At 64.6% G+C, this 18,592-nt stretch carries 14 protein-coding genes; 13 read left to right on the top strand and 1 reads right to left on the bottom strand.

Annotated features, from left to right (window positions below):
• The first annotated feature begins 101 nt into the window (after positions 1–101).
• From ACMGT0_RS02790 to hutG, 9 genes are all read left to right on the top strand, one after another.
• Positions 102–1,574 (top strand): purine-cytosine permease family protein, encoded by a 1,473-nt coding sequence (locus tag ACMGT0_RS02790; RefSeq protein WP_054057914.1) that lies wholly within the window; start codon positions 102–104, stop codon positions 1,572–1,574.
• 101 nt (positions 1,575–1,675) lie between these two features.
• Positions 1,676–2,644 carry an ABC transporter substrate-binding protein gene (locus ACMGT0_RS02795; protein WP_054057913.1) on the top strand — a complete coding sequence of 323 codons (969 nt, stop codon included), beginning with the start codon at positions 1,676–1,678 and terminating at the stop codon, positions 2,642–2,644.
• Between the two features lie 66 nt (positions 2,645–2,710).
• Positions 2,711–3,562, top strand: a complete 852-nt coding sequence (locus ACMGT0_RS02800; RefSeq protein WP_054057912.1) for an ABC transporter permease — start codon at positions 2,711–2,713, stop codon at positions 3,560–3,562.
• Entirely contained in the window at positions 3,559–4,389 is an 831-nt protein-coding gene (locus tag ACMGT0_RS02805; protein ID WP_054057911.1) for a quaternary amine ABC transporter ATP-binding protein, read from the top strand. Before ACMGT0_RS02800 ends, ACMGT0_RS02805 begins: the two co-directional genes overlap by 4 nt.
• Before the next feature lie 11 nt (positions 4,390–4,400).
• On the top strand, positions 4,401–5,924 hold the full coding sequence (locus tag ACMGT0_RS02810) for an HAL/PAL/TAL family ammonia-lyase (RefSeq protein ID WP_054057910.1): 1,524 nt from the start codon (positions 4,401–4,403) through the stop codon (positions 5,922–5,924).
• 112 nt (positions 5,925–6,036) lie between these two features.
• Entirely contained in the window at positions 6,037–7,575 is a 1,539-nt protein-coding gene (gene hutH, locus ACMGT0_RS02815; RefSeq protein ID WP_273822619.1) for a histidine ammonia-lyase, read from the top strand.
• 300 nt (positions 7,576–7,875) lie between these two features.
• Positions 7,876–9,285 (top strand): amino acid permease, encoded by a 1,410-nt coding sequence (locus ACMGT0_RS02820; protein ID WP_416771407.1) that lies wholly within the window; start codon positions 7,876–7,878, stop codon positions 9,283–9,285.
• 16 nt (positions 9,286–9,301) lie between these two features.
• Entirely contained in the window at positions 9,302–10,507 is a 1,206-nt protein-coding gene (hutI, locus tag ACMGT0_RS02825) for an imidazolonepropionase (protein WP_416771409.1), read from the top strand.
• Positions 10,508–10,517: 10 nt separating this feature from the next.
• Positions 10,518–11,321 (top strand): N-formylglutamate deformylase, encoded by an 804-nt coding sequence (gene hutG / locus ACMGT0_RS02830; RefSeq protein WP_054060882.1) that lies wholly within the window; start codon positions 10,518–10,520, stop codon positions 11,319–11,321.
• A gap of 43 nt (positions 11,322–11,364) precedes the next feature.
• On the opposite strand, the gene ACMGT0_RS02835 is transcribed toward hutG, so the two are convergent.
• Positions 11,365–12,285, bottom strand: coding sequence for a hypothetical protein (locus tag ACMGT0_RS02835; protein ID WP_054060881.1), 921 nt, complete (start codon positions 12,283–12,285; stop codon positions 11,365–11,367).
• A gap of 242 nt (positions 12,286–12,527) precedes the next feature.
• Here ACMGT0_RS02835 and pip point away from each other — a divergent pair, with 242 nt between their 5' ends.
• The 4 genes from pip (at position 12,528) to mdoH (ending at position 18,586) form a co-directional block, all read left to right on the top strand.
• Positions 12,528–13,499, top strand: coding sequence for a prolyl aminopeptidase (gene pip, locus ACMGT0_RS02840; RefSeq protein ID WP_054060880.1), 972 nt, complete (start codon positions 12,528–12,530; stop codon positions 13,497–13,499).
• Positions 13,496–13,933 carry a D-aminoacyl-tRNA deacylase gene (gene dtd / locus ACMGT0_RS02845; RefSeq protein WP_054060879.1) on the top strand — a complete coding sequence of 146 codons (438 nt, stop codon included), beginning with the start codon at positions 13,496–13,498 and terminating at the stop codon, positions 13,931–13,933. Before pip ends, dtd begins: the two co-directional genes overlap by 4 nt.
• A 266-nt stretch (positions 13,934–14,199) precedes the next feature.
• Entirely contained in the window at positions 14,200–16,023 is a 1,824-nt protein-coding gene (locus tag ACMGT0_RS02850) for a glucan biosynthesis protein G (RefSeq protein ID WP_054060885.1), read from the top strand.
• Complete coding sequence (mdoH, locus tag ACMGT0_RS02855) at positions 16,016–18,586, top strand: glucans biosynthesis glucosyltransferase MdoH (RefSeq protein ID WP_054060878.1); 2,571 nt, start codon at positions 16,016–16,018, stop codon at positions 18,584–18,586. Before ACMGT0_RS02850 ends, mdoH begins: the two co-directional genes overlap by 8 nt.
• Positions 18,587–18,592 lie beyond the last annotated feature (6 nt).

Genomic DNA, 18,592 nt, shown 5'->3' on the forward strand with positions numbered 1-18,592 from the left:
GGGGAGCCGGCTTTGCCCTTGGGCGCCGGCTCCCACAGGAGGCCGTGTTTTGCAGGCATTGCGTGAGCACCGGAAGACAATCCACAGAGGTTGAACGATAAATGGCTGTATCGAATGATCGTGCAAGCAACAAACCGTTGATCGAAAGGCGTTCGATCGACTACATCCCGGAAGCGGAAAGACACGGTCGTCTACTCAGTCAGTTCACCCTGTGGTTGGGGGCCAACCTGCAGATCACCGCGATCGTCACCGGTGCGCTGGCGGTGGTGCTCGGCGGCGACGTGTACTGGTCGCTGGTCGGCCTGCTGCTGGGGCAACTGCTCGGCGGCGGGGTGATGGCGCTGCATGCCGCGCAAGGGCCGCAACTGGGCCTGCCGCAGATGATCTCCAGCCGCGTGCAGTTCGGCGTCTACGGCGCGGTGATCCCGCTGGTGCTGGTGTGCCTGATGTACATCGGCTTCTCGGCCAGCGGCTCGCTGCTGGCCGGACAGGCGGTGGCGCAACTGCTGCACGTCGAGGACTGGGTCGGCATCGTGCTGTTCGCCGCCTCGATCCTGGTCTTCACCATCTTCGGCTACCGGGTGATCCACGGCATCGGCCGGGTCGCCAGCGTGCTGGGAGTGATCGCCTTCATCTACCTGTTCTACAGACTGCTGGCGGGCAACGATGTTTCCGCGTTGCTGGCCAACAAGCATTTCTCCCTGGCGAGCTTCCTGCTGGCGGTGTCGCTGTCGGCGTCCTGGCAGATCGCCTTCGGGCCCTACGTGGCGGACTACTCGCGCTACCTGCCGCGCAGCACTTCAGCGTCGAAAACCTTCTGGGCCGTGGGCCTGGGGTCGGTGATCGGCTCGCAGGCGTCGATGGTCTTCGGGGTGTTCGCGGCGGCCCTGGCCGGTTCGCAGTTCGCTCACCACGAAGTCTCATTCATTGTCAGCCTTGGCGGCACCGGCGTGATCGCCGCGGCGCTGTACTTCGCCGTGGCCTTTGGCAAGGTCACCGTGACCACGCTCAATGCCTACGGCAGCTTCATGTCGATCGCCACCATCATCAGCGGTTTCCGTGGCAACCGGCACATCGGCAGCGGCGTGCGCCTGCTGTACATCTTTGTCATGGTCAGCCTCGCGGCGGCCCTGGCGCTGCTCGGCAAGGACTCGTTCCTCAAGGAATTCTCCGCGTTCATCCTGTTCCTGCTGGCGTTCTTCACGCCCTGGAGCGCGATCAACCTGGTGGACTTCTACTGCATCACCAAGGAACGCTACGACATTCCCGCGCTGTCCGATCCCAACGGCCGTTACGGGCGCTGGAACATCATGGGCATCAGCATCTATGTGTTCGGCGTGCTGATCCAGATGCCGTTCATCTCCACGCATTTCTACACCGGTCCCCTGGTGGCGAGTCTGGGCGATACCGATATCTCCTGGATCATCGGCCTGGTGGTTCCGGCAGCGCTGTACTACTACGCCGCGAAGAAGTGGCACGGCGCGGTTCCTGATCGCTTGATCCTGCCGCCAGAGCAGGGCGAGGTCGCAGCACCCCAGGCCAGTGGCCGGGTCCAGCCGTCGTCGGTGGCCTGAATCCCGAGCCTGAGCAAGACGTGGACAGGGCCCCTTGGGCCAACCCGGGCCGGATGCCTCTTGACTGCCGTTAACCCATTCATGATTAGGAGCGTCACATAATGAAAATGAAAAAGACCCTGCTGACCACGGCGTTGTCCCTCGGCCTGTTGACCGCTGCCGGCGCCAGCCAGGCCGCCGGCTGGTGCGAGTCCGGCAAGCCGGTGAAGTTCGCGGGCCTCAACTGGGAAAGCGGCATGTTGCTGACCGACGTCCTGCAGTTCGTCCTGGAAAAAGGCTACGACTGCAAGACCGACAGCCTGCCGGGCAACTCCATCACCATGGAGAACGCGCTGAGCACCAACGATATCCAGGTCTTCGCCGAAGAGTGGGTGGGCCGCAGCGAGGTCTGGAACAAGGCCGAGAAGGCCGGCAAGGTCGTCGGCGTCGGCGCGCCGGTGGTCGGGGCCATCGAAGGTTGGTACGTGCCGCGCTATGTGGTCGAGGGTGATGCCAAGCGCAAGCTCCAGGCCAAGGCGCCGAACCTGAAGAACATCGCCGACCTGGCGCAATACGCCTCGGTGTTCAAGGACCCGGAAGAACCGAGCAAGGGCCGTTTCTACAACTGCCCGGCCGGCTGGACCTGCGAGCTGGACAACAGCGAGATGCTCAAGAGCTACGGCCTGGAAAACGCCTACACCAACTTCCGTCCAGGGACCGGGCCGGCTCTGGATGCCGCGGTGCTGTCGAGCTACAAGCGTGGCGAGCCGATCCTGTTCTACTACTGGTCGCCGACGCCGCTGATGGGCCAGGTCGATCTGATCAAGCTGGACGAGAAGCCGGGCGTCGACAAGAGTGTGAGCATCAAGGTCGGTCTGTCCAAGACCTTCCACGACGAGGCACCTGAACTGGTGGCCGTGCTGGAGAAGGCCAACCTGCCGATCGACCTGCTGAACCAGAACCTGGGGCGCATGAGCAAGGAGCGGATCGAGTCGCCGAAGCTGGCGAAAATCTTCCTCAAGGAACACCCTGAGGTCTGGCAGGCTTGGGTCAGCGCTGACGCTGCCAAGAAAATCAACGCGGCTCTGTAGGTCGATTCCTCCCGGTCAACCGAGAGGCTGACCGGGACGCTACATCCACTTGATCGAGAGTTTCCAATGTTTCCCGAGAATTTCACGTTTTCCATCGCCGACTGGGTCAACGGTTGGGTCGATTCGCTGGTGACCAACTACGGTGATGTGTTCCGCCACATTTCCGACACCCTGCTGTGGGCCATCGTCAACCTCGAGAGCCTGCTGCGCCTGGTGCCATGGTGGCTGATGCTGGCCATCGTCGGCGGTATCGCCTGGCATGCCACCCGCAAGCTGGTCAGCACCGCGGTGATCGTCGGCCTGCTGTTCCTGGTGGGGGCGGTCGGCCTGTGGGACAAGCTGATGCAGACCCTGGCGCTGATGCTGGTGGCGACGCTGATCTCGGTGCTGATCGGGATTCCGCTGGGCATCCTGTCGGCGCGCAGTGACCGCCTGCGCTCGGTGCTGATGCCACTGCTGGACATCATGCAGACCATGCCCAGCTTCGTGTACCTGATCCCGGTGCTGATGCTGTTCGGCCTGGGCAAGGTTCCGGCGATCTTCGCCACGGTGATCTACGCCGCGCCGCCGCTGATCCGCCTGACCGACCTGGGTATCCGCCAGGTGGACGGCGAGGTGATGGAGGCGATCAACGCCTTCGGTGCCAACCGCTGGCAGCAACTGTTCGGCGTGCAACTGCCGCTGGCCCTGCCGAGCATCATGGCCGGGATCAACCAGACCACCATGATGGCCCTGTCGATGGTGGTGATCGCCTCGATGATCGGTGCCCGTGGCCTGGGCGAAGACGTGCTGGTGGGCATCCAGACCCTCAACGTCGGGCGTGGCCTGGAAGCCGGCCTGGCCATCGTGATTCTCGCCGTGGTCATCGACCGCATTACCCAGGCCTACGGTCGTCCGCGCCACGAGGTGAGCAAATGACTGATTCCATCGTCAGCAAGATCGAAGTCAAGAACGTCTTCAAGATCTTCGGTTCGCGCGCCGGTGATGCGCTGAACCTGATCCGCCAGGGCAAGACCAAGGACCAGGTGCTGGCCGAGACCGGCTGCGTGGTCGGGGTCAACGACCTGTCGCTGAGCATCGGCACCGGCGAGATCTTCGTCATCATGGGCCTGTCGGGTTCCGGCAAGTCGACCCTGGTGCGCCACTTCAACCGCCTGATCGATCCCACCAGCGGGGCGATCCTGGTCGATGGCGTGGACATCCTGCAGCACGACATGGACGCCCTGCGCGAATTCCGTCGGCACAAGATCAGCATGGTGTTCCAGAGCTTCGGCCTGCTGCCGCACAAGACCGTGCTGGATAACGTCGCCTATGGCCTCAAGGTTCGCGGCGAGAGCAAGCAACTGTGTGTCGAGCGTTCGCTGCACTGGATCAATACCGTGGGCCTCAAGGGCTACGAGAACAAGTACCCGCACCAGCTGTCGGGCGGCATGCGCCAGCGCGTCGGCCTGGCCCGGGCCCTGGCGGCGGACACCGACATCATCCTGATGGACGAGGCCTTCAGTGCCCTCGACCCGCTGATCCGCGCCGAGATGCAGGACCAGTTGCTCGAACTGCAGAAGACCCTGCACAAGACCATCGTGTTCATCACCCATGACCTCGACGAGGCGGTACGCATCGGTAACCGGATCGCGATTCTCAAGGATGGCCGGCTGATCCAGGTCGGTACGCCGCGGGAGATTCTGCATTCGCCGGCGGACGAGTATGTGGACCGCTTCGTCCAGCGACGGGCGGCGACGGTGTGATGAGGTCGGATATGTCCCAGGTCGAGAAAATCGTTATCGCCGATGCGCCATTGCGCTGGCAGGATGTGGTTGCGGTCGCCCGTCACGGCGCGCTGCTGGAACTGACCCCGCAGACCTGGGCGCGGATCGACAACGCCCAGGCGATCGTCCAGCGCATCGTCGTCAGCGGCGAGCGCGCCTATGGCATCAACACCGGCCTGGGGGCGCTGTCCAACGTTTCGCTGTCCGGCGAGCAACTGAGCCAGCTGTCGCGCAATACCCTGCTCAGCCACGCCTGCGGCGTCGGCCCGGCACTGGCCGACGAACAGACCCGGGCGATCATTTGCGCGGCGATCATCAACTACAGCCACGGCAGGTCCGGCCTGCATCGCCAGGTGGTCGAGGCGCTGCTGGCGCTGCTCAACCGCGGCATCACCCCGCAGGTGCCGTCCCAGGGTTCTGTCGGTTACCTGACCCACATGGCCCATGTCGGCGTGGCCCTGCTCGGGGTCGGCCAGGTCAGCTATCGCGGCCGGATCGTGCCTGCCGCGCAGGCCCTGGCCGAAGAGGGGCTGCAACCGGTGCAACTGGGTGCCAAGGACGGGCTGTGCCTGGTCAACGGCACGCCGTGCATGACCGGCCTGAGCTGCCTGGCCCTGGCTGACGCGAACCGCCTGGCGCAATGGGCCGACGTCACCGCGGCGATGAGTTTCGAGGCCCAGCGCGGCCAGATCGCCGCGTTCGACGCCGAGATCATCGCGCTCAAGCCGCACCCGGGCATGCAACAGGTCGGCAGCAATTTGCGTGGCCTGCTCGACGGCAGCGAAGTGATCGCTGCGAGCAAGGGCATCCGCACCCAGGACGCCCTGAGCATCCGCTCGATCCCGCAGGTGCACGGCGCGGCCCGCGACCAACTGGCCCACGTCACCCGGCAGGTCGAGATCGAACTCAACGGCTGCACCGACAACCCGCTGCTGCTGGGCACGCCGGACGATTTCCGGGTGATGTCCCAGGCCAACCCCCATGGCCAGTCGGTCGCCCTGGCGGCGGACCTGCTGGCGATCGCCATGGCGGAGATCGGCTCGATCGCCGAGCGGCGCCTCGACCGCCTGATCAACCCGCATGTCAGCGGCCTGCCGGCATTCCTGGTCAGCCAGCCGGGCGTCAATTCGGGGATGATGATCGTGCAGTACGTCGCCGCGTCCCTCTGCGCGCAGAACCGTCAGTTGGCGCAACCGGCGGTGCTCGACAACTACGTGACCTCGGGCCTGCAGGAGGACCACCTGAGCCTGGGCACCAACGCTGCGCTGAAGTTGCACCAGGTGCTGGAGAACTGCACGCAGATCCTCGCCATCGAGTACCTGCTGGCGGCCCAGGCCTTCGAATTCCTCAAGGAACAGCGCTTCGGCGCCGGTACCGACGTCGCCTGGAGGCTGCTGCGCGAGCACGTGCCGGCCTATGACCAGGACCGCTGGCTGGCACCGGATATCGCCACCGTGGCGGCGCTGCTGCGCGACCCGCGGCTCTTGCCCGAAAGATTGCCGAACCTGAACTGATTCAAACAAAGATAGCCAGCGTGCCAAGGCGCCATCCGCCCAAAAAGCGGACAGCGACGGATAACGGAAGCTTCCGGAGCGACTGGCAGTTGATAACACTCTCAAAAGGAGCATGAATGTGACTGCGTTGAACCTTATTCCCGGCCAATTGACCCTGGCGCAACTGCGTGCCGTGTACCAACAGCCGGTGCAACTGAGCCTGGACGCCAGCGCTGACGCGCAGATCGACGCCAGCGTCGCCTGCGTCGAGCAGATTCTGGCCGAGAACCGTACCGCCTACGGCATCAATACCGGCTTTGGCCTGCTGGCGTCGACCCGCATCGCCAGCGCCGATCTGGAGAACCTCCAGCGTTCGCTGGTGCTGTCCCATGCCGCCGGTGTCGGCGAGCCGATCAGCGATGACCTGGTGCGGCTGATCATGGTGCTCAAGGTCAACAGCCTGAGCCGCGGTTTCTCCGGCATTCGCCGGCAGGTGATCGATGCGCTGATCGCCTTGATCAATGCCGAGGTCTACCCGCACATTCCGCTCAAGGGCTCCGTCGGCGCCTCCGGTGACCTGGCGCCACTGGCGCACATGTCGCTGGTGCTGCTCGGCGAGGGCAAGGCCCGCTACCAGGGCCAGTGGCTGGACGCGCCGGCCGCGCTGAAGCAGGCCGGCCTGCAACCGCTGACCCTGGCGGCGAAGGAGGGCCTGGCACTGCTCAACGGCACCCAGGTGTCCACCGCGTTCGCCCTGCGTGGCCTGTTCGAAGGCGAGGACCTGTTCGCCGGTGCGCTGGTTGCCGGTGGCCTGACCGTCGAGGCGGTGCTGGGTTCGCGTTCGCCGTTCGATGCGCGTATCCATGAAGCGCGTGGCCAGCGCGGCCAGATCGACGCCGCGGCGAGCTATCGCCACCTGCTCGGCGAGCGCAGCGAAGTGTCCGATTCGCACCAGAACTGCGAGAAGGTCCAGGACCCTTACTCCCTGCGCTGTCAGCCGCAAGTCATGGGCGCCTGCCTGACCCAGTTCCGCCAGGCGGCCGAGGTGCTGGTGGTCGAGGCCAACGCCGTTTCCGACAACCCGCTGGTGTTCGCTGCCCAGGGGGATGTGATCTCCGGTGGCAACTTCCACGCCGAGCCGGTGGCCATGGCCGCCGACAACATGGCCCTGGCGATTGCCGAAATCGGTTCGCTGAGCGAGCGCCGCATCTCGTTGATGATGGACAAGCACATGTCGCAGTTGCCGCCGTTCCTGGTGGCCAACGGTGGCGTCAACTCCGGCTTCATGATCGCCCAGGTGACCGCCGCGGCGCTGGCCAGCGACAACAAGGCCTTGGCCCATCCGCACAGCGTCGACAGCCTGCCGACTTCGGCGAACCAGGAGGACCATGTGTCCATGGCACCGGCTGCCGGCAAGCGTTTGTGGGAAATGGCTGAAAACACCCGCGGAATTCTCGCCGTCGAGTGGCTGGCCGCCTGCCAGGGCCTGGACCTGCGCAATGGCCTGAAAACCTCGCCGACCCTGGAAACCGCGCGCGCGACCCTGCGGGAAAAGGTCGCCTACTACGACAAGGACCGTTTCTTCGCCCCGGACATCGAGGCCGCCACCGAACTGTTGGCGTCGCGCTGCCTGACCGCGCTGGTGCCGGCGAAGTTGCTGCCGAGCCTGTAGGCGCCAAGCGTTACACAGGAACGGACTGGGGCAGCGGCCCGTTTGAGCGGCGGCCCTGTGGGGCGAGCTTGGCCGTGAAGGGTGATGAATGACGGCCTTTGGCGGATCGCCAGCAAGCCGGCTCCTACAAAAGCGAGCCGGCTGCCACAGATTCGCGGCACCACCGGGCAGATGCTTTTTGCCTGAGCGGGTCGGGTTGGGTACTCTGCGACCCCTTTTTGCGGCCGGGTGGCCGCAAGACCTTCGCCCCAAGTCTGATTCTTGTCGACCTGTACCGATAAGAATAATTAAGGACGAGTAATGCAACAGCCAGTAAAAGGTTTGAAACGCGGGCTTTCCGCCCGACACATTCGCTTCATGGCACTGGGTTCCGCCATCGGCACGGGCCTGTTCTATGGTTCCGCCTCGGCGATCCAGATGGCCGGCCCGGCCGTGCTGCTGGCCTACCTGATCGGTGGTGCCGCGGTGTTCATGGTGATGCGCGCCCTCGGCGAGATGGCGGTGCACAACCCGGTGTCCGGTTCCTTCGGCCATTACGCCAGTACCTACGTCGGCCCGATGTCGGGCTTCATCCTCGGCTGGACCTATGCCTTCGAGATGGTCATCGTCGGTCTGGCCGACGTCACCGCCTTCGGTATCTACATGGGTTTCTGGTTCCCGGAGGTCGATCGCTGGATCTGGGTCCTGGGCATCGTGTTCTTCATCGGCGCGCTGAACCTGTGCGCGGTGAAGGTCTTCGGTGAAATGGAATTCTGGCTGTCGCTGCTCAAGGTCGGCGCGATCGTCGCGATGATCCTCGGCGGCTTCGGCATCATGTTCTTCGGCATCAGTACCGCCACGCCGTCTGCCGAGGTCGGTATCGGCAATCTCTGGGCCCATGGCGGCTTCATGCCCAACGGCGTGGCCGGCATCATCGCTTCCTTCGCGGTGGTGATGTTCGCCTTTGGCGGCATCGAGATCATCGGCGTCACCGCCGGCGAGGCCCGCGACCCGCAGCGGGTCATCCCCAAGGCGATCAACGCAGTGCCGGTGCGGATCCTGCTGTTTTACGTGCTGACCCTGCTGGTGCTGATGTCCATTTACCCCTGGCCGCAGATCGGCAGCCAGGGCAGCCCGTTCGTGCAGATCTTCCAGAACCTGGGGATCGGCTCGGCGGCGACCATTCTCAATATCGTGGTGATCTCGGCGGCGGTGTCGGCGATCAACAGCGATATCTTCGGTGCCGGCCGCATGATGTACGGCCTGGCCCAGCAGGGGCAGGCGCCCAAGGCCTTTGCCACGCTGTCCCGTGCCGGCGTGCCGTGGATGACCGTGGTGGTCATGGGTGCGGCGCTGCTCGGTGGCGTGCTGCTGAACTACCTGATCCCGGAAAACGTGTTCCTGCTGATCGCCTCGATCGCCACCTTCGCCACCGTCTGGGTGTGGTTCATGATCCTGGTCACCCAGGTTGCCATGCGCCGCTCGATGAGCCGTGAAGAGGCCGCCCAGCTCAAGTTCCCCGTGCCGTTGTGGCCCTATGCGCCGATTGCCGCCATCACCTTCATGATCTTCATCTTCGGCGTGCTGGGCTGGTTCCCGGACAGCCGGCCGGCGCTGATCGTCGGTGCGGTGTGGCTCGGCCTGCTGGTGCTGGCGTACCTGATCTGGGTCAAGCCGGCGGTGGCCCAGGCGGCACGGGTCGCCCAAGATCCTTCCCTGTCTCATCGATAGCCCACGGAGGCCCCGGATGAAAACGCTCTGGCACAACTGTCACGTTGCAAGCATGGCGCAAGGCACCTACTCGATCATCGAGGATGCCGCCATCGTGACCGTGGCCTCGAAGATCGACTGGATCGGCCCACGCGCCGAGCTGCCGGCGGCGGATTATCCACAGGTCCATGACCTGGCTGGGGCCTGGGTCACACCGGGGCTGATCGACTGCCACACCCACACGGTGTTCGGCGGCAACCGCAGCGGCGAGTTCGAGCAGCGCCTGCAGGGTGTCAGCTACGCCGAGATCGCCGCCGTTGGCGGCGGTATCGCCAGCACCGTGCGGGCGACCCGCGCGGCCAGCGAGGAGCAGCTGTTCGCCAGTGCCCGGCAGCGCCTGAGCTGCCTGCTGCGCGATGGCGTGACCAGCGTCGAGATCAAGTCCGGCTATGGCCTGGACCTGGAAAACGAACGCAAGATGCTCAAGGTCGCCCGTCGTCTCGGCGAGGAGCTGCCGGTCAGCGTGCGCACCACCTGCCTGGCGGCCCATGCGCTGCCGCCGGAATACAAGGATCGCGCCGACGACTACATCGAGCATATCTGCAACGACATGCTCCCGGCGCTGGCTGCCGAGGGGCTGGTGGACGCGGTCGACGCGTTCTGCGAATACCTGGCGTTCTCCCCGGCCCAGGTCGAGCGGGTGTTCCAGGTCGCGCAGCGCCTGGGTCTGCCGGTGAAACTGCACGCCGAGCAGTTGTCCTCGCTGCACGGTTCGAGCCTGGCGGCGCGCTACCAGGCGTTGTCCGCCGATCACCTGGAGTTCATGACCGAGGAGGACGCCATCGCCATGGCGGCGGCGGGCACGGTGGCGGTGTTGCTGCCCGGTGCCTTCTATTTCCTGCGTGAAACCCAGTTGCCGCCGATGGAGGCCCTGCGTCGGCACGGCGTGAAGATCGCCATCGCCACCGACCTCAACCCCGGGACCTCGCCGGGCCTGTCCCTGCGCCTGATGCTGAACATGGCCTGCACCCTGTTCCGCATGACCCCGGAGGAAGCCCTGGCCGGTGTCACCCTGCACGCCGCCACGGCCCTGGGCATGGGCGATAGCCATGGGTCCCTCGAGGTCGGCAAGGTCGCCGACTTCGTCGCCTGGCAGATCGAGCGGCCGGCGGACCTGGCCTACTGGCTGGGCGGCGACCTGGGCAAACGCGTGGTTCGCCACGGTATTGATGTAGTGATCTAGGAGAGTGCTTGTGGATAACGTCCTGAACTTCAAGAAAGGCCGGGTGCCGCTGCTGATCAGCATGCCCCACGCCGGGCTGAAACTGACGCCGGCGGTCCGTGACGGGCTGATTCCCGAGGCCCGCAGCCTGCCGGACACCGACTGGCATATTCCCAGGCTCTATGACTTTGCCGAGGAGCTGGGCGCCAGCACCCTGGCCGCCGAGTACTCGCGTTTTGTCATCGACCTCAACCGTCCGTCCGACGACAAGCCGCTGTACGCCGGAGCCACCACCGGGCTTTACCCGGCGACGCTGTTCGATGGCGTGCCGCTGTTCCAGGCCGGCCGCGAGCCCTGCGCGCAGGAGCGGGCGGGTTACCTGGAGCAGGTCTGGACGCCGTACCACCGGACCCTGCAGGAGGAGCTGGCGCGGCTCAAGGCCGAGTTCGGCTATGCGCTGCTGTTCGACGCCCATTCGATCCGTTCGGTGATCCCGCACCTGTTCGAAGGCAAGTTGCCGGATTTCAACCTCGGCACCTTCAATGGCGCCAGTTGCGATGCCCGACTGGCTGCACGGCTGGAGGCGATCTGTGCCGGGCATCCGGCCTACAGCCACGTGCTGAACGGACGCTTCAAGGGCGGGCACATCACCCGTCACTACGGCAACCCGGCCGAGCACATCCATGCCGTGCAACTGGAGCTGGGCCAGTGCAACTACATGGAAGAGTTCGAGCCGTTCAACTATCGCAGCGATCTGGCCGAGCCGACGCGGGTGGTGCTCAAGGAACTGCTGCAGGGGCTGCTGGCCTGGGGGCGTGAGCGCTACGGGCGTTGAGTGGAGTCTTCCTGCCGTCTCCGACAGGCCGGCCACCGTGACATCAGCCGGGAAGCACCTCGATGCCGGGGCTGAGGAAGTCGATGTGATAGCCGTTGAGCCCATCGCCCAGGGCGACATGCACGCCCAGGATGCCTTCGTTTATCGGTGAGTTGCGCAGGTAGTTGATGTTCGGCCCGATGGCGTCGTTCACGCCGATGGCGAACTCGCTCAGATACAGCCCGCGGTGTCCGGCGGCCTGGCTCAGCAATTGGAGGTATTCCTCCCCCGCGACCACGAACGAGCGCACCTGGTTGTGTTCGATGCGCAACCAGGCATCGTGATGGGCGACCTGTGCCGCCAGCCGGCGCATGTCGTCCACCAGGCCGTCGGGCAACGGCCGCGCCCGGCTGCTGCGCGACAGCAGCAGGCCGCTGACATGCAGGACGCCGCTGACCTGGAAAATATCCGGGCAGTCGGGCCGCATGTGGGCATAGTGCACCTCGAACAGCTCGGTGACCGACAGCACGAAGCTTTCGCCGATCTCGTTGCGGGTCAGGGCATAGGGTGCGCAGTTGCCGTTGAGCCAGACCTCGGCCCGGCTGTTGGCGCTGGTCAGGTGCAGGCGGCGCAGGCCGTTGAGCAGCGTCAGGTAGTGCTGCTGGCGCCTGAGGCAGTCGGCGAAATCGCAGCGCAGCAACAGCATCAGGCTGTAGAGCGCGTTCTCCAGGCCGGTATCGAAGGCATGCAGTGGGCACAGCAGGGTCTGTTTGTGCGCGGTGCGCGCCGCTCGCTGATAGAGTTGCCGGGCGCCCTGGCGGGAAAAGGAAAATGCCAGGCTCTGTGCCGGCAGCCTTTCCAGGCTGCCCAGTAGACTGGCTTCCAGCCCCAGTTCACGTAGGCCGCGGACAAACATTTCGCTGTCGGCGACGATAACGGCTTTTTCCGGGTAGACGAGCAGATCGGGCAAGCGGTGCTGGTTCATCGGGAACTCCCTGTCTTTTCTGGCTATGGGCAGCCACGGAAAGCGGCTCCTGCCGCTCGGTTTGACGCTCCTTATTGAATCGCTCATCGAGCCGATTTGAACACTGACCAAACGGCTAGTTGCCAGCAAACAACCGCGCTTTTGACAAGGACATGCCGTTTGCGTGATTCGGGTTTATGATGCCGGACGGCACAATCAAAGAAGTCCCCCCAGGGATGACCCCGACCCTTACGGAGCGCGTGATGCAGACTTTGTACCCGCAGATCAAACCCTACGCCCGGCACGATCTGGCCGTGGATGAGCCGCATGTGCTGTACGTCGACGAAAGTGGCTCGCCCGAGGGCTTGCCGGTGGTTTTCATTCACGGTGGCCCGGGTGCCGGCTGTGATGCCCAGAGCCGCTGCTATTTCGACCCCACCCTGTACCGGATCGTGACCTTCGACCAGCGTGGTTGCGGTCGCTCGACGCCACACGCCAGCCTGGAAAACAACACCACCTGGGATCTGGTGGCGGACCTGGAGCGGATTCGCGAGCACCTGGGTATCGACAAATGGGTGCTGTTCGGCGGCTCCTGGGGTTCGACCCTGGCGCTGGCCTATGCGCAGACCCACCCCGAGCGGGTCCATGGCCTGATCCTGCGGGGGATCTTCCTGGCACGTCCGCAGGATGTCGAATGGCTCTACCAGAACGGCGCCAGTCGCCTGTTCCCCGACTACTGGCAGGATTATGTGGCGCCGATCCCGGCGGATGAGCGCGAAGACCTGCTTGGCGCCTTCCACAAGCGCCTGACCGGCAACGACCAGATCGCCCAGATGCACGCGGCCAAGGCCTGGTCGCTGTGGGAAGGACGTACCGCGACCCTGCGGCCGAACCCGCTGGTGGTCGATCGTTTCTCCGAGCCGCAGCGGGCCTTGTCCATCGCGCGGATCGAGTGCCATTACTTCACCAACAATTCGTTCCTGGAGCCCGATCAACTGATCCGCGACATGGACCGGATCGCCCATCTGCCCGGCGTGATCGTGCACGGCCGCTACGATGCCATCTGCCCACTGGACAACGCCTGGGCGCTGCACCAGGCCTGGCCGAACAGCGAACTGCAGGTGATTCGCGATGCCGGCCATGCCGCCTCGGAGCCGGGCATCACCGATGCGCTGGTGCGCGCCGCGAACCAGATGGCGCGACGCCTGCTCGACCTGCCTCCCGAAGAAGCATGAGGGGCCTGTTGCAGCGCGTCAGTGGCGCGCGGGTCGAGGTCGAGGGGCAGGTGGTGGGTGCCATCGACCAGGGTTTGCTGGTGCTGCTGGCCGTCGAGCCCGGGGACACCCGGGCCAGCGCCGACAAACTCTTGCATAAGCTGCTTAACTATCGGGTGTTCAGCGATCCCCAGGGCAAGATGAACCTGTCCCTGGCGGATACCGGCGGCGGTTTGCTGCTGGTGTCGCAGTTCACCCTGGCCGCCGATACCCGTAGCGGGCTACGCCCGAGCTTCTCCACGGCAGCGCCGCCGGCGCTGGCCGAAGAACTTTTCGACTACGTGGTGGCACAGGCGCAGCAGTTGCATGGTCAGGTGGCGACGGGACGTTTCGGGGCGGACATGAAGGTTCATCTGGTCAATGATGGCCCGGTAACCTTCCTGTTACACACCTGAAAATGAAAAAAACCGCGTATCGGGCTGAAAACAGGGCATTTTGTCGATAAATACTTTGTTTCGCCTGATGCGTTGTAACGCCGCCTACTAGATAATCGCGCGCTACGGGGATCAGCGTTCGTTGGTCCATTTTGAATTAGGTAGAGACTTGTCCGACATCGTTTGGGGAATCATTTCGCCCCAGGGGAGTCGGAACAATGCTCGCCAACCTGGCGCATAGATAGCTAGCCGTTGGTTTTTTGATCTGTTTTCGGCGAGGGTTGCTCGTGATTGTTAGTCCCTGTAATGCACCAAAATTGACTGCCAGAGGGTTGAGAAAAGCACTGGTGACGGGCTCCGCACTGCTTTGCCTGCTCAGTGCCGGGCAAATCTTTGCATTCAATCTGGACGATGTGGCGGCCAAGGCGAAGACCCTGGCCGGGCAGAAGTACGAGGCTCCGCGCAGTAATCTGCCGAACGAATTCCGGGAGATGAAGTTCGCGGACTACCAGAAAATCCGCTTCCTGACCGACAAGGCCGAATGGGCTGACCAGAAGACGCCGTTCAAGCTGTCGTTCTATCACCAGGGCATGCACTTCGACACGCCGGTGAAAATCAACGAAATCACCGCCAACGACGTCTCGGAGATCAAGTACGATCCGAGCCGTTTCGACTTCGGCGACCTGAAATTCGATCCGAAAACCACCGAACAGCTGGGTTATGCCGGCTTCCGCGTGCTTTATCCGATCAACAAGGCCGACAAGCAGGACGAGATCATGACCATGCTCGGCGCGAGCTATTTCCGCGTCGTGGGCAAGGGCCAGACCTATGGCCTGTCCGCCCGTGGCATGGCGATCGATACCGCCCTGCCGTCCGGCGAGGAATTCCCGCGCTTCACCGAGTTCTGGATCCAGCAGCCCAAGCCGACCGACAAGCACCTGGTGATCTTCGCCCTGCTTGACTCGCCACGGGCGACCGGTGCCTATCGCCTGACCCTGCGTCCGGGTGCCGACACCATCGTCGACGTCAAGGCGCAGATGTTCCTGCGCGACAAGGTCGGCAAGCTGGGCGTGGCCCCGCTGACCAGCATGTTCCTGTTCGGTGCCAACCAGCCGTCGAAAGTCCTCAACTACCGTCGCGAGCTGCACGACTCCGCCGGCCTGTCGATCCATGCCGGTAACGGCGAGTGGCTGTGGCGTCCGCTGAACAACCCGAAACACCTGGCGGTGAGCAACTTCTCCGTGGAGAACCCGCGTGGTTTCGGCCTGCTGCAGCGCGGTCGCGACTTCAGCCACTACGAAGACCTCGACGACCGCTACGACAAGCGTCCAAGCGCCTGGATCGAGCCGAAGGGCGATTGGGGCAAGGGCACCGTCGACCTGGTGGAGATCCCGACCGCCGATGAAACCAACGACAACATCGTGGCTTTCTGGAACCCGGAAAAGCTCGCCCAGCCGGGTGAAGCGATGAACTTCGCCTACCGTCTGCACTGGACTCAGGACGAAGCTGCCCTGCATTCGCCGGACAGCGCCTGGGTCAAGCAGACCCTGAAGTCCACCGGCGACGTCAAGCAGTCGAACCTGATCCGCCAGCCGGATGGCAGCGTGGCCTACCTGATCGATTTCGAGGGCCCGTCCCTCAAGGCCCTGCCGGAAGATGCGCCGGTGCGCAGCCAGGTCAGCGTCGGCGATAACGCCGAAGTGGTCGAGAACAGCCTGCGCTACAACCCGGAAACCCAGGGCTGGCGCCTGACCCTGCGCCTGAAGATCAAGGATCCGGGCAAGTCCACCGAGCTGCGCGCCGCGCTGGTCAAGGACATCGCTGCCGCCGAGCCGGTGAAGGCTTCGTCCCAGGTGGTCAAGGCCGACAAGGTTGCCGCCAAGTCCCAGGAGAAGCACGAGAAGGAAGCGGCCAAGGCCCAGGACAAGGACGCAGCCAAGTCTGCGGAAAAGGACGCGGCCAAGACTCAAGAGAAAGACAAGGCCAAGGACAAGAAAGAGCACGACGCCCCGGCGCCGGCTGCCGAGGCTGCCCCAACCACCCCGGAGCCGGCCAGAACCGAACAAGTCCTGACCGAGACCTGGAGCTACCAGTTGCCTGCCGATGAGTAATCCTATCGCCCAGCCAGAGGCTCTCTCCGAGTATCTGGCGCACCTGCCGCTTAGTACCGAGCAGCGCGCCGAGTTGGCGAACTGCAAGTCGTTCGCCGAGTTGCATGAGCGGCTCGGTGCGCAACCGTCCGCCGACTCCGCCGAGGCTGCACAAGCCTCGGTGGGGCGTCGCCTGACCCTCGACAGCGCCGCCGACCTGGAAGATGCCGAGATGCTCTCGGTGGACGCCAGCGGCCGGGTGTGCCTCAAGGCCACCCCGCCGATCCGGCGCACCCGGGTCGTTCCCGAGCCCTGGCGGACCAATATCCTGGTCCGCGCCTGGCGGCGCCTGACCGGGCGCAGCAACCCGCCGGCACCCAAGGACGACAGGCGCGAGCTGCCTCATGCCCGCTGGCGTACCGTGGGCTCGATCCGACGCTACATCCTGCTGATTCTGATGCTTGGCCAGACCATCGTCGCCGGCTGGTACATGAAAGGCATCATGCCTTACCAGGGCTGGTCGTTCGTCGACCTCAACGAGGTCCTGCACCAGCCGGTCCTGCAGACCGCCCGGCAGGTGCTGCCCTATGTCCTGCAGACCACCATCCTGGTGATGTTCGGGATTCTGTTCTGCTGGGTTTCGGCCGGTTTCTGGACCGCTCTGATGGGGTTCCTCGAACTGCTCACCGGGCATGACAAGTACCGTATCTCCGGCGCCAGCGCCGGCAGCGAGCCGATCCCGGCGGATGCCCGTACGGCCATCGTCATGCCGATCTGCAACGAGGACGTGGCGCGGGTGTTCGCCGGCCTGCGGGCGACCTTCGAGTCGGTCGCGGCCACCGGTGACCTGGACCGTTTCGACTTCTTCGTCCTCAGCGACAGTAACGACACCGATATCTGCGTGGCCGAACAGCAGGCCTGGCTGGATGTCTGCCGTGAGGCCTCGGGCTTCGGCAAGATCTTCTACCGCCGCCGCCGTCGTCGCGTGAAACGCAAGAGCGGCAACCTCGACGACTTCTGCCGTCGCTGGGGGGGCGACTACAAGTACATGGTGGTGCTCGACGCCGACAGCGTCATGAGCGGCGAATGCCTGACCAGCCTGGTGCGCCTGATGGAGGCCACGCCGGACGCCGGGATCATCCAGACCGCGCCAAGGGCGTCGGGCATGGACACCCTGTATGCGCGCATGCAGCAGTTCGCCACCCGCGTCTACGGCCCGCTGTTCACCGCCGGCCTGCACTTCTGGCAGTTGGGCGAGTCCCACTACTGGGGTCACAACGCGATCATCCGCATGAAGCCGTTCATCGAGCACTGCGCCCTGGCGCCGTTGCCCGGCAAGGGCGCGTTCGCCGGTGCGATCCTGTCCCACGACTTCGTCGAAGCCGCGCTGATGCGTCGTGCCGGCTGGGGCGTGTGGATCGCCTACGACCTGCCCGGCAGCTACGAGGAATTGCCGCCGAACCTGCTGGACGAACTCAAGCGCGACCGCCGCTGGTGTCACGGCAACCTGATGAACTTCCGCCTGTTCCTGGTCAAGGGCATGCACCCGGTGCATCGCGCGGTGTTCCTCACCGGCGTGATGTCCTACCTGTCGGCACCGTTGTGGTTCTTCTTCCTGGTGCTGTCGACGGCGCTGCTGGCGGTCAACACGCTGATGGAGCCGCAGTACTTCATGGAGCCGCGCCAGCTCTATCCGCTGTGGCCGCAATGGCACCCGGACAAGGCGGTGGCGCTGTTCTCCACCACCATCGTGCTGCTGTTCCTGCCCAAGCTGCTCAGCGTCATCCTGATCTGGGCCAAGGGCGCGAAGGAGTTCGGCGGCAAGTTCAAGGTGACCGTGTCGATGCTGCTGGAGATGCTGTTCTCCATGCTGCTGGCGCCAGTGCGGATGATTTTCCACACCCGTTTCGTCCTGGCCGCGTTCCTCGGCTGGGCGGCGACCTGGAACTCGCCGCAGCGTGACGACGACTCCACGCCCTGGAGCGAGGCGGTGCGCCGTCACGGTCCGCAGACCCTGCTGGGTGCCCTCTGGGCCCTGCTGGTGATCTGGCTGAACCCGAGCTTCCTGTGGTGGCTGGTGCCGATCGTCGGCTCGCTGATGTTGTCGATCCCGGTTTCGGTGATCTCCAGCCGGGTCAACCTGGGCCTGCGCTCGAAGGATGAGCAGCTGTTCCTCATCCCCGAGGAATACAACCCGCCCCAGGCGCTGCTGGCGACCGACGAATACACCCACGAGAACCGCTGGCACGCGCTGAACGACGGTTTCGTCCGGGCGGTGGTCGACCCGCGGCAGAACGCCCTGGCCTGTGCCCTGGCGACCTCCCGTCACCGGCAGGCCGAGCCGATCGAGTGGCTGCGCAACGAGCGTGTCCGGCATGCCTTGAAAGTCGGCCCGGCGGGCCTCGACAACAACGCCCGCCTGCAATTGCTCAGCGACCCGGTTGCCCTGGGCCGCCTGCATGCGCAGGTCTGGAGCGAAGGCCATGGCGAGTGGCTCAATGCCTGGCGTGCGTCGGTCAAGGCCGATCCGCATGCACCGCTGCTGCCGCTGCAACCTGTTGTGGCAATCGGTCAACCCGCCTGACTCCAT

Origin of the sequence: Pseudomonas sp. RHF3.3-3 (assembly GCF_048069595.1) — a bacterium.
Lineage (GTDB): Bacteria > Pseudomonadota > Gammaproteobacteria > Pseudomonadales > Pseudomonadaceae > Aquipseudomonas > Aquipseudomonas fuscovaginae_B.

Bases quoted from the DNA above. Each gene is read 5' to 3' on its own strand.
- ACMGT0_RS02790 (WP_054057914.1), top strand. From the start codon at position 102: ATGGCTGTATCGAATGATCGTGCAAGCAACAAACCGTTGATCGAAAGG.
- ACMGT0_RS02795 (WP_054057913.1), top strand. From the start codon at position 1,676: ATGAAAATGAAAAAGACCCTGCTGACCACGGCGTTGTCCCTCGGCCTG.
- ACMGT0_RS02800 (WP_054057912.1), top strand. From the start codon at position 2,711: ATGTTTCCCGAGAATTTCACGTTTTCCATCGCCGACTGGGTCAACGGT.
- ACMGT0_RS02805 (WP_054057911.1), top strand. From the start codon at position 3,559: ATGACTGATTCCATCGTCAGCAAGATCGAAGTCAAGAACGTCTTCAAG.
- ACMGT0_RS02810 (WP_054057910.1), top strand. From the start codon at position 4,401: ATGTCCCAGGTCGAGAAAATCGTTATCGCCGATGCGCCATTGCGCTGG.
- hutH (WP_273822619.1), top strand. From the start codon at position 6,037: ATGAATGTGACTGCGTTGAACCTTATTCCCGGCCAATTGACCCTGGCG.
- ACMGT0_RS02820 (WP_416771407.1), top strand. From the start codon at position 7,876: ATGCAACAGCCAGTAAAAGGTTTGAAACGCGGGCTTTCCGCCCGACAC.
- hutI (WP_416771409.1), top strand. From the start codon at position 9,302: ATGAAAACGCTCTGGCACAACTGTCACGTTGCAAGCATGGCGCAAGGC.
- ACMGT0_RS02835 (WP_054060881.1), bottom strand. From the start codon at position 12,285: ATGAACCAGCACCGCTTGCCCGATCTGCTCGTCTACCCGGAAAAAGCC.
- pip (WP_054060880.1), top strand. From the start codon at position 12,528: ATGCAGACTTTGTACCCGCAGATCAAACCCTACGCCCGGCACGATCTG.
- dtd (WP_054060879.1), top strand. From the start codon at position 13,496: ATGAGGGGCCTGTTGCAGCGCGTCAGTGGCGCGCGGGTCGAGGTCGAG.
- mdoH (WP_054060878.1), top strand. From the start codon at position 16,016: ATGAGTAATCCTATCGCCCAGCCAGAGGCTCTCTCCGAGTATCTGGCG.